Origin of the sequence: Diaphorobacter nitroreducens (assembly GCF_002214645.1) — a bacterium.
Taxonomy (GTDB): Bacteria; Pseudomonadota; Gammaproteobacteria; order Burkholderiales; family Burkholderiaceae_C; genus Diaphorobacter; species Diaphorobacter nitroreducens.
The window spans coordinates 2,487,421-2,502,476 of record NZ_CP016278.1; the positions used below are offsets into that span (position 1 = coordinate 2,487,421).

General features: G+C 69.6%; 16 protein-coding genes. 13 read left to right on the top strand and 3 right to left on the bottom strand.

Going from position 1 to position 15,056, the window contains the following annotated elements:
- Positions 1-281: 281 nt before the first annotated feature.
- Complete coding sequence (locus BA022_RS11685) at positions 282-1,313, bottom strand: porin (RefSeq protein ID WP_088887586.1); 1,032 nt, start codon at positions 1,311-1,313, stop codon at positions 282-284.
- A gap of 311 nt (positions 1,314-1,624) precedes the next feature.
- On the opposite strand from BA022_RS11685, the gene coq7 reads away from it, so the two are divergent.
- Positions 1,625-2,242, top strand: coding sequence for a 2-polyprenyl-3-methyl-6-methoxy-1,4-benzoquinone monooxygenase (coq7, locus tag BA022_RS11690; protein ID WP_047349133.1), 618 nt, complete (start codon positions 1,625-1,627; stop codon positions 2,240-2,242).
- A gap of 16 nt (positions 2,243-2,258) precedes the next feature.
- Here the strand turns inward: coq7 and BA022_RS11695 are convergent, their stop codons facing one another.
- Positions 2,259-2,708 (bottom strand): OsmC family protein, encoded by a 450-nt coding sequence (locus BA022_RS11695; protein ID WP_011804132.1) that lies wholly within the window; start codon positions 2,706-2,708, stop codon positions 2,259-2,261.
- A gap of 322 nt (positions 2,709-3,030) precedes the next feature.
- Between BA022_RS11695 and ilvA the strand changes: the two genes are divergently transcribed.
- The 3 genes from ilvA to BA022_RS11710 all read left to right on the top strand — a co-directional run bounded on the left by ilvA (position 3,031) and on the right by BA022_RS11710 (position 6,080).
- Positions 3,031-4,593 (top strand): threonine ammonia-lyase, biosynthetic, encoded by a 1,563-nt coding sequence (gene ilvA, locus BA022_RS11700; protein ID WP_088887587.1) that lies wholly within the window; start codon positions 3,031-3,033, stop codon positions 4,591-4,593.
- A gap of 66 nt (positions 4,594-4,659) precedes the next feature.
- Positions 4,660-5,472 (top strand): adenosylcobinamide-GDP ribazoletransferase, encoded by an 813-nt coding sequence (locus tag BA022_RS11705; protein ID WP_088887588.1) that lies wholly within the window; start codon positions 4,660-4,662, stop codon positions 5,470-5,472.
- On the top strand, positions 5,469-6,080 hold the full coding sequence (locus BA022_RS11710) for a histidine phosphatase family protein (protein ID WP_088887589.1): 612 nt from the start codon (positions 5,469-5,471) through the stop codon (positions 6,078-6,080). The genes BA022_RS11705 and BA022_RS11710 overlap by 4 nt, the downstream gene beginning before the upstream one ends.
- Positions 6,081-6,136: 56 nt before the next feature.
- On the opposite strand, the gene BA022_RS11715 is transcribed toward BA022_RS11710, so the two are convergent.
- A complete protein-coding gene (locus tag BA022_RS11715) occupies positions 6,137-6,586 on the bottom strand; it encodes a type II secretion system protein N (protein WP_011804128.1) in 450 nt (149 codons plus the stop codon).
- A gap of 50 nt (positions 6,587-6,636) precedes the next feature.
- Between BA022_RS11715 and gspG the strand changes: the two genes are divergently transcribed.
- The 9 genes from gspG to gspD all read left to right on the top strand — a co-directional run bounded on the left by gspG (position 6,637) and on the right by gspD (position 15,047).
- On the top strand, positions 6,637-7,089 hold the full coding sequence (gspG, locus tag BA022_RS11720; protein ID WP_162844519.1) for a type II secretion system major pseudopilin GspG: 453 nt from the start codon (positions 6,637-6,639) through the stop codon (positions 7,087-7,089).
- 33 nt (positions 7,090-7,122) lie between these two features.
- Entirely contained in the window at positions 7,123-7,671 is a 549-nt protein-coding gene (locus tag BA022_RS11725; protein WP_012655660.1) for a prepilin-type N-terminal cleavage/methylation domain-containing protein, read from the top strand.
- The gene (gene gspI / locus BA022_RS11730; RefSeq protein WP_088887590.1) at positions 7,668-8,066 is read left to right on the top strand and encodes a type II secretion system minor pseudopilin GspI; all 399 of its coding nucleotides are present in this window, start codon (positions 7,668-7,670) and stop codon (positions 8,064-8,066) included. Before BA022_RS11725 ends, gspI begins: the two co-directional genes overlap by 4 nt.
- 151 nt (positions 8,067-8,217) lie before the next feature.
- On the top strand, positions 8,218-8,895 hold the full coding sequence (locus BA022_RS11735; RefSeq protein ID WP_012655658.1) for a PulJ/GspJ family protein: 678 nt from the start codon (positions 8,218-8,220) through the stop codon (positions 8,893-8,895).
- Positions 8,896-9,089: 194 nt separating this feature from the next.
- Positions 9,090-10,037, top strand: a complete 948-nt coding sequence (gene gspK / locus BA022_RS11740) for a type II secretion system minor pseudopilin GspK (RefSeq protein WP_088887591.1) — start codon at positions 9,090-9,092, stop codon at positions 10,035-10,037.
- Positions 10,038-10,096: 59 nt separating this feature from the next.
- On the top strand, positions 10,097-11,326 hold the full coding sequence (gspL, locus tag BA022_RS11745; protein WP_088887592.1) for a type II secretion system protein GspL: 1,230 nt from the start codon (positions 10,097-10,099) through the stop codon (positions 11,324-11,326).
- The gene (gene gspM / locus BA022_RS11750; protein ID WP_088887593.1) at positions 11,323-11,868 is read left to right on the top strand and encodes a type II secretion system protein GspM; all 546 of its coding nucleotides are present in this window, start codon (positions 11,323-11,325) and stop codon (positions 11,866-11,868) included. The genes gspL and gspM overlap by 4 nt, the downstream gene beginning before the upstream one ends.
- A 16-nt stretch (positions 11,869-11,884) precedes the next feature.
- Positions 11,885-12,697 carry a type II secretion system protein N gene (gene gspN / locus BA022_RS11755; protein WP_088887594.1) on the top strand — a complete coding sequence of 271 codons (813 nt, stop codon included), beginning with the start codon at positions 11,885-11,887 and terminating at the stop codon, positions 12,695-12,697.
- Between the two features lie 4 nt (positions 12,698-12,701).
- Positions 12,702-15,047 carry a type II secretion system secretin GspD gene (gene gspD / locus BA022_RS11760; RefSeq protein WP_088887595.1) on the top strand — a complete coding sequence of 782 codons (2,346 nt, stop codon included), beginning with the start codon at positions 12,702-12,704 and terminating at the stop codon, positions 15,045-15,047.
- Positions 15,048-15,056: the final 9 nt, after the last annotated feature.

The following is a 15,056-nucleotide window of genomic DNA, read 5'->3' on the forward strand; positions in this document are numbered from 1 at the left end:
TTGATGAACTCGCTCATTGGACGTGCGCCACTCGCTTCACAACACTCGACTTCTCCTCCACCAGGGGCCCTGCGGCCAAATCGTGTTCTTGGCAGGAAGCGAGGAGGCTTCATTGTTGAAAACCCGCCGAGCAGGGGCAAGGGCCCATCGCTTTACAGCCACAGGGGTTAACCCGAAAAATCGTCGCACAAGAGACACCAAACCGCAGACGAAAAAAAACCGCTGCCCGAAGGCAGCGGTTTTGTCTTCTTTATCCAAGCTGGCCTCACGCCAGCCCGAGATTAGAAGGAGTGGCGAATACCCAGTTGCACGCCAGTCTGGTTCTCGCCAGCGCCGGGGCCGCCGGTGCTCAGGCTCTTGGCAGCCAGACCCAGGTTGGAAGCGTCCTTGTTCTTCATGTAAGCCACGGTGCCGTACAGAGCCGTACGCTTGGACAGGTTGTGGACATAACCCAGGCTGATCTGGTGAGCCTTGGAGTCGATGGCCTTCTGGTCGTACAGAGCGTACTGCAGCTTGACTTCGCCAGCGCCCACGGGAGCGGAAGCACCCAGAGCGTAGGCGTTGACCTTGCGGTCGGAAGCGCCGGGCACGTCATCCTTGGTCTGCTGGACGATGGCGTTCAGCTTCACAACGTTCAGGTTGTAAGAACCAGCCACGGTCAGAGCGTTACGCTCAGCGTCGGCAGCCAGGTTGCGCTGGTCGTACGACACAGCCACGCCCAGGGGGCCGTTTTCGTAGGCAACGTAGCCACCGACGTAGCGGCCGGCCTTGCCGGAGGTTTGCTCGTCAAAGCCATAGCCCAGGCCAGCGGTGAAGCCGCTGAAGTTGGGGGTGTAGTAGCTGATCATGTTGCTCGAACGGATGCCGTTGGCATCGCCGCTCGTGCCGTACCAGTTGCTCCAGCCCATGAATTGGCCGATACCGGTCTGACCGAACAGGTCGTAGGAGCTGGTCTTGGAGTAGCCAGGGGTCAGTTCACGGCCCAGGCGCACTTCACCGAAACCACCAGCCAGGCTGACCGTGGAACGGCGCTGGAAGTTGAAGCCAGCTGCGTTGCCGTTGTCACCGAAGATTTCGCCTTCCAGCCAGAAGCCAGCCTTCAGACCGCCACCCAGGTCTTCCACGCCGCGGAAGCCCAGACGGCTCGTTGCGTTGCCGCTGGTGCTCAGGCCATACACGCTGTCGCCAGCGGCGTTAGCGTTGTCCACGTAGCCGAAAGCGGTGTCAACGATACCGAACAGCGTCACGGAGGATTGGGCCATTGCGGCGCCGGAAGCAGCCAGCACTGCCAGGGCAATCAGGGATTTTTTCATTGCGAGTTACTCCAAGGTTAAACAGAGGGCCCCGGATCGTAGAGGACTTGGAGGTGCGGCTCACGCACAGCCCCGCCGGTTCCCCGGGCCAACCTCCTGGTGGGGAAGTTGGTCCTATTGCAACAGAGCCCGCCAGGTTTCGCAAAGGAAATCCCTCAGAATCGGGCCAAAAGCGGGTTTTCGTTGCTGTACCGCAACATGGCCAAAACGGCAGCAAAACCGTCTTATTGTTGCTCCGAGTAAGCACTTACCGTACGGTTTTTTGCGTTACCTGCGCCATTACGTGCGCGTAAACAACGTTTTTGTTACCCATGGACACACTCCTCATTGCCGCAGATAGTGCCCTGCGAACCTTGTTCGCTCGTCCGAGAGCGGGAGAACCCTCACCGGCACGCTCCCTGCCTGCGGTGGACCTGTCCGTCGAGCAAAGGCGTCTCTCCAGCGCGTTGATGCGCGTCAATCATGTCGGGGAGGTGTGTGCCCAGGGCTTGTACATGGCCCAGTCGTGCGTGACCCGCGACCCCCAGTTGCGCAGCGATCTCCTGGCCGCGGCGCGCGAGGAGACTGACCACCTGGCCTGGACCCGCGAGCGGCTCGACGCCCTGGGGAGCCGGCCCAGTCTCCTCAACCCCTTGTGGTTCGCTGGCGCCTTCGCCATCGGCCTGGTGGCGGCCCGGGTCAGCGACCAGGCCAGTCTGGGTTTTGTGGTGGAGACGGAGCGGCAGGTATCCGCCCATCTGCAAGGGCACCTGCGCCGCCTGCCGGAGGCGGACCTGCCCTCTCGCGCCATCGTCGACCGCATGCAGCGGGATGAAGAACGCCACGCGGCCCAGGCGCAGGCGGCGGGCGCCCTTCCTCTACCGCCCCCGGCGCGTTGGCTGATGAAAGCCGCCGCTAAGGTCATGACGACGACTGCACACTACATCTAGTACGTCCCGCCGCGCTTCAGGCCTCGACGATCTCAAAGCCCGTCGTGATCTGCGCGGTCTTGCCCAGCATGATGCTGGCCGAGCAGTATTTCTCATGGCTCATGGCGATGGCACGCTCCACGGCCGCCGGCGGAATGCCGCGCCCGGTCACCGTGAACTGCATGTGGATCTTGGTGAACACCTTGGGATCGACCTGCGCCCGCTCGGAGGTGAGCTTCACGCTGCAGCCGCGCACATCGTGCCGGCCGCGCTTGAGGATCAGCACCACGTCGTAGGCCGTGCAACCGCCCGTGCCGGCCAGCACGGTCTCCATGGGACGCGGGGCCAGGTTCTGGCCGCCGTTCTCGGGACGGTCGGCGTCGGGCGCCCCGTCCATGGCCAGCACATGGCCACTGCCGGTCTCCGCAACAAAGCCCATGCCGGAGCGCGTGCCGGCGTTGCCGGTCCAGCTGACGGTGCATTCCATGTTGTTTTTCTCCAAAAGTTGGGGTGAATCTGTAGCAAATGATGAACGCAGGTGCGATTTTGCTGCAACGCAACAACCGCAGCGCTACAATGTGCCCATGCGTTACCCGCTTCGCACTGTTCGCACAGCGGGGTTCGCACCGATTGTCTCCTCCATCTCCTCAAAGGATGGATTCAGCCCCAGGCTTTACCGCTTGGGGCTTTTTTTTGCCCTGCGGTGAGCCGTCCCTAACCCTGCGGGCGCGCCGTCCTATGATGTGCGCCCGGCTGAGCGCGCCCTGGACGCCCCGTCCACACCGCAGCGCCGCCCGCCGGTTTGCACCATGACCCAGCCTCTCACCCCGTTCGATTACCTCACAAAGATCCTCACCGCGCGTGTCTATGACGTGGCGGTGGAGTCCGACCTGCAGCCCGCCCGCGCCCTGTCGCGGCGGCTGCACAACAAGGTGCTGCTCAAGCGCGAAGACCAGCAGCCCGTCTTCAGCTTCAAGCTGCGCGGCGCCTACAACAAGATGGCGCAGCTCTCGCCCGAGCAGTTGGCGCGCGGCGTGATCTGCGCCTCGGCCGGCAACCACGCGCAGGGCGTGGCGATGAGCGCCAGCAAGCTGGGCACGCGCGCCGTGATCGTGATGCCCACCACCACGCCGCAACTCAAGATCGAAGCGGTGAAGACGCTGGGCGGTGAAGTGGTGCTGAGCGGCGAGAGCTATTCCGACGCCTACGAACGCGCCGCACAGCTGCAAAAGGAAGAAGGCCTGACCTTCGTGCACCCCTTCGACGACCCGGACGTGATCGCCGGCCAGGGCACGATCGCCATGGAGATCCTGCGGCAGGTGCAGCAGCTGGGCGGCAAGCTGGATGCCGTGTTCGTCGCCATCGGCGGCGGCGGGCTGATCGCCGGCGTGTCCAACTACATCAAGGCCGTGTGCCCTGGCATCAAGGTCATCGGCGTGCAGATGAACGACTCGGACGCCATGGCGCAATCGGTCAAGGCGCATCAGCGCGTCACGCTGCCGGACGTGGGCCTGTTCTCCGACGGCACGGCCGTGAAACTGGTGGGCGAGGAAACCTTCCGCGTCGCGCAGAACCTGGTGGACGACTACGTGATCGTCGACACCGATGCCGTCTGCGCCGCGATCAAGGACATCTTCGTGGACACACGCAGCATCGTGGAGCCCGCGGGCGCCCTGGCCGTGGCCGCCATCAAGCAGTACGTGGCCAAGCACAAGACCAAGGGCGAAACCTACGCCGCCATCCTGTGCGGCGCCAACATGAACTTCGACCGGCTGCGCTTCGTGGCCGAGCGCGCCGAGGTGGGCGAGGAACGCGAAGCCCTGTTCGCCGTCACCATCCCCGAGGAACGCGGCAGCTTCAAGCGCTTTTGCGAGGTGGTGGGGGCCCTGCCCGGCGGACCGCGCAACGTGACCGAGTTCAACTACCGCATCAGCCACGAGCGGCGCGCCCATGTGTTTGTGGGCCTGTCCACCACGGGCCGCGGCGAGTCCGAGAAGATCGCGCGCAACTTCCACAAGCATGGCTTCGAGGCGCTGGACCTCACGCACGACGAGCTGGCCAAGGAGCACCTGCGCCACCTCGTCGGCGGCCATTCGGCGCTGGCGCGCGACGAGCGGCTGATGCGCTTCACCTTCCCCGAGCGCCCCGGCGCGCTGTTCAAGTTCCTGAGCCTGATGCAGCCCACCTGGAACATCTCGCTGTTCCACTACCGCAACCAGGGCGCGGACTATGGGCGCATCCTCGTGGGCATGCAGGTGCCGGCCGACGACGCAGCGCAGTTCGATGCCTTCCTGCAGACGCTGGGCTACCCCTATGTCGAGGAAACGCAGAACCCGGCCTACCGCCTGTTCCTGCAGGCCAACGGCGCATGATGCAAGCCATTTTGGCCTCCAGCGACCGCCCATCAAGCGCTAGCAGCTATTGATTTAATAGTGTTCATGCAGGCTCTGCGCCACTATCTGCTGGCCGTGCAGTTCTTCACGCGCATCCCCGTCACGGGCCGGCTGGCCACGTGGGTGGGCTACAGCCCTGCGATGCTGCGCGCCAGCAGCGCACATTTCCCCGGTGTGGGCTGGCTGGTGGCCGCCGTGGCGGTGGGCAGCTATGCGGCACTGTGGCTGGGGCTGGGCGGCGCGGGCTTTGCACCACTGGCGGCGGCGGTGGGCTGCGCCATCGCCACGGTGCTGGTGACCGGGGGCTTCCACGAGGACGGCCTGGCCGACGTGGCCGACGGGCTGGGCGGCGCCTACCAGCCCGAGCGCGCGCTGGAGATCATGAAGGACTCGCGCATCGGCGCCTTCGGGGCCATGGCGCTGGTGCTGGCGCTGCTGGCCAAGGTGGCCCTGCTGGCGCAGCTCGGCCACCTCGGCTTGTCCAGCGCGCTGGCGGCATTGGCCGGGGGACATGTGCTGTCGCGCCTGTGGCCGCTCGTCATCGTGCGCGCGCTGCCGCATGTGGGCGACACGGCCACGTCCAAGAGCAAGCCGCTGGCGGACCAGATCTCCGTACGCGCGCTGGCGGCCGCGGCCTTGTGGTGTTTTCCGGCGCTAGCGCTTGTATATCAAGCGCTGGGCGCTTTGGTATTGATAGCAAGCCTGCTGGCCAGCGCCGCCGGCGCGGCCTGGATGCTCTGGCGCTTTGCGCGTCGACTGCAAGGCTTTACCGGCGACTGCCTGGGCGCCACGCAGCAGGTGGGCGAGATCGGCTTCTATCTGGGCGCGGCCATCGCGCTGGCGCAACGGGCGGCATGAGCGCGCCGCGCCTGTGGCTGGTGCGCCATGCGCGCCCCGAGGTGGCGCCCGGCTTGTGCTACGGCCGCCTGGACGTTGCCGCCGACGCGCGCCATAGCCGCGAGAGCGCACGCCTGCTGGCGCAGGCGCTGCCACCCCGTCTGGCCGCCCTGCACCACTCTCCGCTACAAAGATGTGAGCTGCTTGCGCAGGACCTGCTTGCCCTGCGGGCCGATTTGGCTTCAAAGGCTGAGCCCCGCATCACCGAGATGGACTTCGGCCAGTGGGAGGGCCGCGCGTGGAACGACATCGCCCGTGCGGACATCGACGCCTGGACCTCGCGCTTCGGCCACCATGCGCCCGGCGGTGGCGAGCCCCTGGCGGCCATGCTCACGCGCGTGTCCGCCGTGCTGGACGAGGCCGCGGCCCAGGCGCACGCCGGCGGTGGCGATGTGGTCTGGATCACGCATGCCGGGGTGGCCCGCTGCGTGCACTGGCTGCTGACGCACGGCGCCGCGCGCATGCCGCTGTCCCATGAATGGCCGCAATCGGCTCCGGGCTACGGCGCCTGGACCACGGTACTTCTGCCACTGAAGGGCCGACCGCAGGCAGCACCGGCGCGCGGTTAGGTTATGGGCGCTTCCGTCGGATATGCAGGCCCCGCCGGCGCGGGATCCCCGCCAGGTCAGGGCCGCTTGCGCGGCATCTCCAGCGCCAGCGTCGTGGCGCCGTCCATCGACGCCCCCAGCCGCGCGGCACCCTTGCCCAGGGACTGCAGCACCAGCCCCGGCTCCACATTCGCGCCCACGCGGTAGGGCTTGGCCGGCTTGCCGTCCACCGCGATCAGTGCAGCGCCGCCGCCGCTGGCCGTGCCGGCCAGCACGCCCATGAGCACGAAGCGGCTGGCTGCGGAGGGTGCCGCCTCGGCGGCCGCCAGCACCGGGCTGGCCCCGAGCAGGCGCGCGAGCGCCTGCGTGTCGGTCACCACCGGCTCGGGCGCCGCGGCAGCCGGTGCCGTGCCGGCCGGGCTTGCGGACAGCTTCAACCCCCAATAGACAGCAGTCGCGCCCGCCAGCGCCCAGAGCAGCAGCGTGGCCAGGCGCGGGGCCCAGCGGCCGTATGTGTTTGTCACCATTGCACGATTATGATTGACCGGATATGTCCATTCCGAGTCGCCGCTTCGAGATGCAGCCCAGCCCCTCCTCCCTCGCGCACCGCGCCCGCCGTCGCCTGTCCGCGGGCTTCACCCTGATCGAGCTCATGGTGGTGCTGGTCATCATCGGCGTGCTGGCCGCGCTGATCGTGCCCAACGTGCTGGACCGCGCCGACGACGCGCGCAGCACGGCCGCGCGCACCGACGTCACCAACATCATGCAGGCGCTCAAGCTCTACCGCCTGGACAACCAGCGCTACCCCACGGCCGAACAGGGCCTGCAGGCGCTGATCGCCAAGCCCAGCGCCGGCCCGGTGCCGAACAACTGGCGCCCCTACCTGGAGAAGCTGCCCAACGACCCCTGGGGCCGCCCCTACCAGTACCTGAGCCCGGGCATCAAGGGTGAGGTGGACGTGATGTCCTTCGGCGCCGATGGCCAGTCCGGCGGCGAGGGCAAGGATGCCGACATCGGCAGCTGGCAGTAAGCCGCAGGGCCCGGCGCCGGCGCCATCCCACGCATGACACGGGTACACCCCAGCCCAGCGGACGCCGCGCAGGGGCCTCGGCCGGCCGCGCCACTACGCCGCGCAGGCTTCTTCTCCCCCCGCCCCTTGCGCAGCAGGCGAGACAGGCAAAGCCGCGCAGCCGTCGCCCAGCGGGGTTTTACGATCCTTGAATTGCTGGTGGTCATTTCCATCATCGCCCTGGCGACCGCCGGCGTGGGCCTGGCACTGCGCGACAGCGGCGCCACCCAACTGCAGCGCGAAGGCGAGCGGCTGGCAGCGCTGCTGGAGTCGGCGCGCGCGCAATCGCGCGCCTCCGGCGCGGCGGTGCGCTGGCGTGCCGATGCCCAGGGCTTTCGCTTCGAGGGCGTGCCGCCCGACACATTGCCCAACCGCTGGCTGGACAGCGCCACCGGCGTGCAGGGCCCTGCGGAACTGTGGCTGGGGCCGGAACCCCTCATCGGCCCGCAACAAGTGGTGATCGTGAGCGGCGCGCACCCCGACCGCGCGGTGCGCGTGGCCACCGACGGGCTGCGCCCGTTTGCCGTGCAGGCGCTGCCATGAGCCACCGCGCGCGAACGGGCACGGGGACGCGGCGCCGGCGCGGCGCGGCGCGCGGCTTCACGCTGGTGGAGGTGCTGGTGGCACTGGGCATCGTCGCCATCGCCCTCATGGCAGGGCTGCAGGCCACCTCCGCCCTCACGCGCAACGCCACGCGCCAGACCGACGTGGTGCTGGCCCACCTGTGCGCCGAGAACGAGCTGAGCCGGGTGCGCCTGTCGTCGCAGATGCCGTCCATCGGCGACACGCGCGTGGCCTGCGAACAGGCGGGTCGGCGCTACGACGTGGCGGTGACGGTTTCGCCCACGCCCAATCCACAGTTCCGCCGCGTGGACGCGCAGGTCTTCGAGGCCGCGTTGCCCGTGCTGCGGCTGTCCACCATCGTGGGGCGGTATTGAGATGCCCCCCCTGAGTCGCTTCGCGCCTCCCCCCTCGGGGGGGACGACGCCCGTGGCCTGGCAAAGCCAGCTCCACGGCGTCCGCCCGCACGGCCTGCGCCGCGGCCTTCCGACAGATCAAGCGCGGCACCGGGTTTGCGCAGAGTCCCCCATGCAAGCAGCGCGCGGCTTCACGCTGGTGGAGCTGCTCGTGGCCATCGCGGTAATGGCGCTGCTCGCCATCGCCAGCTGGCGCGGGCTGGATGGCATGGCGCGCTCGCAGCAGCTCACGCGCGAGCGCACCGACGAGCTGCTGGTGCTGCAGACCGTGCTGGCCCAGTGGGCGGCCGACCTGGATGCCCTGCAGGCCATCGACCATACCGAACCCATCGCCTGGGACGGCCAGGTGCTGCGCCTCACGCGGCGCGGCACGCGCCAGCCCGACGAGGGTGCGCTGGTCGTCGCCTGGGCGCGGCGCAGCGTGGACGGCACCGCCCGCTGGCTGCGCTGGCAGTCCCCCCCGGTGCGCACCCGCGCGGAATGGAATGCCGCCTGGCAGCGCGCAGCCCAGTGGGCGCGCACACCCGGCGAGGCCGAGCGCCGACAGGAAACCGTGCTGATGCCGCTGGCCAATTGGCAGCTGTACTACTACCGCAGCGGCGCCTGGGCCAATGCGCTGTCCACCGATACCAGCGCCAGCGCACCGCGCACGGTCGGCGGGCTGAGCAGCGCCGCCGCCAGCATCCCCGAGGGGGTGCGCCTGCAACTCACGCTGCCGCCGGGTGGCGCACTCTCGGGCGTGGTCACGCGGGACTGGGCCAATCCGCTGCTGGGTGGAGGCAAGTCGTGACCGATTCCTGCCCGCTATCCGCCGCCCTGCCCGCCGCCTCCGACACACGCGACTGGCGCGCACCGGGCGAGGGCCGCCGTGCCAGAGCCCCGACGCACTGGTGGCGCCGCCCCGCCCGCGTAACGGGAGCGGCGGGTGGACGCAAAGCCCCTCAGGGTGTTTCTCATCAAGCCGGCGCCGCACTGCTGGCTGCCATGCTCACCGTGACGCTGGTCGCCACGTTCGCGGCCGCGGCCATGTGGCAGCAGTGGCGCGCCATCGAAGTCGAAACCGCCGAGCGCGCACGTATTCAGTCGGCGTGGATCCTGATCGGCGCGCTGGACTGGTCCCGCCTGATCCTGCGCGAAGACTCCATTGCCCGCAGCGGCGACGGCACCGACAACCTCTCCGAACCCTGGTCGGTGCCGCTGGAAGAAGCGCGCCTGTCCACGTTCCTCGCGGCCGACAGCAACGTGGCCCAGGTGGAAGACGCGAGTACCGACACCACCAACGCCTTCCTGTCGGGCCAGATCACCGACCTGCAGGCCCTGCTGAACCTGCGCAACCTGGCCAACGAGGGGCAGGTGGACGCCACAGCGCTGCGGCAATTCCAGCGGCTCTTCGAATACCTCGGGCTGCCGCGCGCACAGCTGGACATGCTGGCGCGACAGATGCTGCGCGCCGAGGCCAAGGACAGTGACACCGCGAGCGCCGCGCCGCTGCTGCCGCAAAGCGTGGCGCAACTCGGGTGGTGGGGCCTGCCGCAGCGCAGCGTGGATGCGCTCGCGCCTTACGTCACGCTGCTGCCCGTGCGCACCAAGGTCAACCTCAACACCGCCAGCGCCGTGGTGCTGTGGGCCAGCGCCGACGGGCTGGACATGGCCGAAGCGCAGCGTCTGGTGCAGGCACGCGACTCCAACCACTTCCGCAGCGAGGCCGACGCCGCCAAGCTGCTGGGCAACTCCAGCCGCATCTCGGCCACGGTGCATACGGTGTCGTCCAGCTACTTCGAAGTGCGCGGGCGACTGCGCCTGGACATGGCCGTGGTCGAAGAGCGCTCGCTGGTCTACAAACAGCGCGGGGACGTGCGCACGCTGTGGCGCGAACGTGGCGGCCTCGTGCGCCCGACGGCTCCCGGCACTGCGGCCGCTGGCGCGCGGTGACCGGCCGCCTTGGCACGAAGCGTCACATCACGCCCCTAAAATGGTCTGTTAACCCATTCATGAGCACCCTTGTCCTAACCCTGCCCCTGGGAACGCCGGGGCCCGCCGCCGAATACAGCTACACGCTCACGGCCGACGGCCACACCGCCACCCGCCACGCCAGCACCACCGCCGCCTTGCTGCCCGACCCGGGCCGCGCCGGCGAGATCGTGGCCGTGGTGCCTGCGCGCGCGCTGTCATGGCAGCAGGTGACGCTGCCGCAGGGCGCGACGGCCCAGGCCGGCCGGCTGCGCGCGGTCCTGGAAGGACTGCTCGAAGAACACCTGCTCGACGACCCCGCGCAACTGCACTTCGCGCTGCAGCCCGGCGCCCAGCCGGGCAGCCCTGCCTGGGTGGCCGTGTGCGACCGCGCCTGGCTGCGCGGCGCCCTGCAGGCGCTGGAAGCCGCGGGGCGGCCGGTGGACCGCGTGGTGCCCGAGTTCGCTCCCGGCCCCACCGCCAGCGGGCAAGAGGAATGCGACGTGCTCGGCAGTCCCGAGGACGCCCAACTGGTACTGACCGGCCACGGGCCGCAACAGGCCGTGGCCGTGCTGCCGCTGGCCGCGGCCGCCGCGCTGGCGGCGCGCCCCGCCGATGATGCACCGCCCGCCGTGCGCGCCGAACCCGCCGTGGCCGCCCTGGCCGAGCGGCTGCTGAACCGCCCGGTGCAGCTGCACACCGCCAGCCAGCGCGCGCTGGTGGCCGCGCGTGGCGAATGGGACCTGGCGCAGTTCGACCTGGCCAGCACCGGCCACACGCGCGCGCTGCGCAAGCTGGGCAGCGGCGCCAGCGCCTTTGCGCGCGCACCCCAATGGCGGGCCGCGCGCTGGGCACTGGCCGTGGCCGTGGTGGTGCAGGTCGTGGGGCTCAATCTCTGGGCGTGGCAGGACCGCCAGGCGCTGGCGGCCAAACAGGCCGGCGTGCGCAACGCGCTGACCCAGACCTTTCCGCACGTCAAGGTCGTCGTGGATGCACCGGTGCAGATGGAGCGCGAACTGGCGCAGCTGCGCCAGGCCGCCGGCAGCGTGTCGCGGCGCGACCTGGAGCCGCTCATGGCCGCCGCAGGTGCCGCACTGCCCCCGCCGCGCGTGCCCACGCAGATCGAATATGCCAATGGCGAACTGCGCCTGCGGGGCCTGGAGCTGGCACCCGAGGAACTCACCGCCATGAACCAGCGCCTGGCCGCGGAAAGCCTGAGCGCGCAGCCGCGCGATGGCGCCCTGCTGGTGCGCGCCGAGGACCGCCCATGAACACCCGCACCGCTTCGACCTCGCCCGCGCCGGTTCCCCCTGCGCTGGCCGCGCTGCGCGCCCACTGGGCCCGCATGGCGCCGCGCGAACAGTCCCTGGTGCTGGCCGCCGCGGCCGTGGTGGGGCTGGCCCTGCTGTGGTGGATACTGCTGGCGCCCGCACTGCAGCAGCTGCGCGGCTCGGGCGCACGCCACGCAGCCGTGGATGCGCAACTGCAGCGCATGCAGGCCCTGCAGGCCGAAGCGCTGCAGCTCAAGGACGCGCCCCGCCCACCCGGCGGCGAGGCCCTGCGCACGCTGCAGACCACGCTGGCGCAGCAATTGGGCGCAGCCGCGCAGATGAACGTCGCGGGCGACCGCGCCACCGTCACCTTCAAGGGCGCGCCCGCCGAGGCCCTTGCCCAGTGGCTGAACCAGGCGCGCAGCACCGCGCGCGCCGTGCCGCTGGAAGCCCGCCTGGTGCAAAGCGCCGCGCCCGCCAACGCCGCCGCGGCCGCCGTCCGCTGGGACGGCACGCTGGTGCTGGCGCTGCCCCCGCAATAGTCCACGCCCCCTGCCCGTGCCACGCTCCCTGCGCCCGACCCCTTCGCTGACACTGCCGCGCGCGCCCTGGCGCTGGGCCATGGCCGGCCTGTGCCTGGGCGCACTACCCGCGCTGGTGCTGTGGGCCCCGGCGCGCTGGCTGGCCACAGGCGTGCAGCAGGCCAGCGGCGGGCAACTGCAGCTGCAGCAGGCACGCGGCACCGTCTGGAACGGCTCTGCCCGCCTGGTACTGACCGGTGGCGCCGACAGCCAGGACCAGGCCGCCCTGCCCGGCCGGCTGCAGTGGCAGCTGCGCCCCGCGTGGAACGGGCTCAGCGCCCGCCTGACGGCCGACTGCTGCATTCCCGCCACCGCGCCGCTGCAGGTGCAGGTGGCGCTGGGCCTGGGTGCCGTGCGCGCCCAGGTGGCCGATGGCCAGAGCCAGTGGCCGGCTGCGGCGCTCGCGGGCCTGGGCACCCCCTGGAACACCGTGCAGCCGCAGGGCCGCCTGCAGCTGCGCACCCAGGCGTTCGCGCTGCAATGGGCCGCAGGGCGTCTGCAGATGCAGGGCCAGGTGCAGCTGGATGCGCTGGGCCTGTCCTCGCGCCTGTCCACGCTGCGGCCCATGGGCAGCTACCGGCTGCAGGTGCAGGGCGGCGGCGCGCCCACGCTGCAGCTGTCCACCCTGGAGGGCGCGCTGCTGCTGTCGGGCAGCGGCCAGTGGGTGGGCAAACGCCTGCGCTTCACGGGCGAGGCCAGCGCCGCGCCCGGGCGGGAGGCGGCCCTGGCGAATCTTCTGAATATCATCGGGCGGCGCAGTGGCGCGCGCTCCATCATCACCGTGGGTTGACCCTATGACCAACTTGCCCCGCCATTCCCTGCGGTTCACTCTTCATTTGATAGCTGCTAGCGCTTTATTGACGGGCGTTAGCAGCCAAATTCATGCACAAACCTCCGGACAGCGCGCCGGCAGTGTGCGGCCCAGCGAGCCGGTGACGCTGAACTTTGCCAACGCCGACATCGAGGCCGTGGCGCGCACCATGGCCACCATCACCGGCAAGAACGTGGTGGTGGACCCGCGCGTGAAGGGCCAGATCACGCTGGTGACCGAGAACGCGGTGCAGCCCAACGCGGCCTTCCAGCAGTTCCTGGCCGCGCTGCGGCTGCAGGGCTTCACGGTGGTCGAGTCGGCGGGCCTGTACAAGGTCGTGCCCGAGGCCGATGCCAAGCTGCAGACCGGCAACGTGAGCGTGTCCCAAGGCGGCGCGGGCGGCACGCCCGCGGGCGGGCAGGTCGTCACGCAGATCTTCAAGCTCAACTTCGAGAACGCGGCCAACCTGGTGCCGGTGCTGCGCCCGCTGATCAGCCCCAACAACACCATCAACGTGAACCCCGGCAACAACTCGCTGGTGATCACCGACTACGCCGACAACCTGCAGCGCCTGGCGCGCATCGTGGCGGCCATGGACGTCTCCAACGCCAGCGACGTGGAGGTGATCCCGCTGCAGCACGCCATCGCCACCGACCTGGCGCCGCTGGTGTCGCGCCTGATCGAGGGCGGCAGCGCCACTGCCACAGGCACTGCGCAGGGCGTGGCCCAGGGGCAGACCGACAATTCGTTCAAGACCACGCTGCTGGCCGAGCCGCGCAGCAATGCGCTGATCGTGCGCGCGGCCAACCCGGCGCGCGTGGCGCTGGTGCGCTCACTGGTGGCCAAGCTGGACCAACCAGCCGCGCCGGGCAGCTCCGCTGCCAGCGGCAACATCCACGTGGTGTACCTGAAGAACGCCGACGCCGTGAAGCTGGCCACCACCCTGCGCGCAGCGCTGGGCAGCGCGGGGGGCAGCGGCACCAGCAGCGGCGGCGGCACGGGAACCGGCAACCTGTCGGGCGGCCTCACGCGGACCGGCGCATCGGGCCTGGGCCAGACCAGTGGCCTGGGCAACAGCACCAATGCCAGCGGCAATGCCGGCGGCCTGGGCAGTTCGGGCCTGGGAACGGGCCAGGGCAGCAGCGGTAGCAGCGATGCCAACCAGCCGTCCACCGGCGGCATCATCCAGGCCGACCCGACGACCAACTCGCTCATCATCAGCGCGCCGGAGCCGCTGTACCGCCAGATCCGCGCCGTGATCGACAAGCTGGACGGCCGCCGCGCGCAGGTACTCATCGAGAGCCTGATCGTGGAGGTGAGCGCCAACAAGGTGGCCGAGTTCGGCATCCAGTGGCAGGGCGTGCTGGGCAATTACGGCAGCACGCTGGGCGTGCTGGGCAACAACTCCAGCGTGGCCGGACGCAACATCCTGGATCTGGCGCTGGCGGCGGCCACCGGCAACGTGACCTCCATCGCCAATGCCAAGCCGGCCGCCGGCATGAACCTGGCCATCGCGCCGCGCATCAACGGCAAGTACTACCTGGGGGCGCTGGCCAACTTCCTGGAAAACACGGGCGACGCCAACGTGCTGTCCACCCCGAACCTGCTCACGCTGGACAACGAGGAGGCGCAGATCATCATCGGCAACAACGTGCCGTTCGTGACCGGTTCCTACGCCAACACCGGCGGCAGCGGCGGCGCGGTCAACCCCTTCACCACTGTGGAGCGCAAGGACGTGGGCCTGATGCTGCGCGTGCGCCCACAGATCAACGAGAACGGCACCGTCAAGCTCACGATGTACCAGGAGGTCTCCAAGGTCGCGGAGAGCACGCTGTCCAATGCCAACGGCCCCTCCACGAGCAAGCGCTCCATCGAGTCCACGGTACTGGTGGACGACGGCAGCGTGATCGTGATCGGCGGCCTGCTGGAAGACAGCTATGCGCTGGGCCAGGACAAGGTGCCCGTGATGGGCGACCTGCCCGTGGTGGGCGGGCTGTTCCGCAACGAAAAGCGCACGCGCCAGAAGACCAACCTGATGGTCTTCCTGCGCCCCATGGTGATCCGCGACAGCGCCACCAGCGACGCACTGATGGTGGACCGCTACGAGGCCATTCGCGCGCTGCAGCAAAGCACGCAGCCCGCGCCCAGCACGATGATGAGCGGTGTGTCCGAGGCGCCGGTGCTGCCGCCCCTGCCCACCCCCGCCTCGTCCGCCGCGCCCGTGCAGCCCGCGGCCGCACCTGCGCCGCTGGCGCCGCTCGCACCCCAGCCGCCCGCGCGCACCGCCACGCCGCCCAGCATGGGCCAGTCGCCCTACAGCCCACAGTAAGGGGCCCGC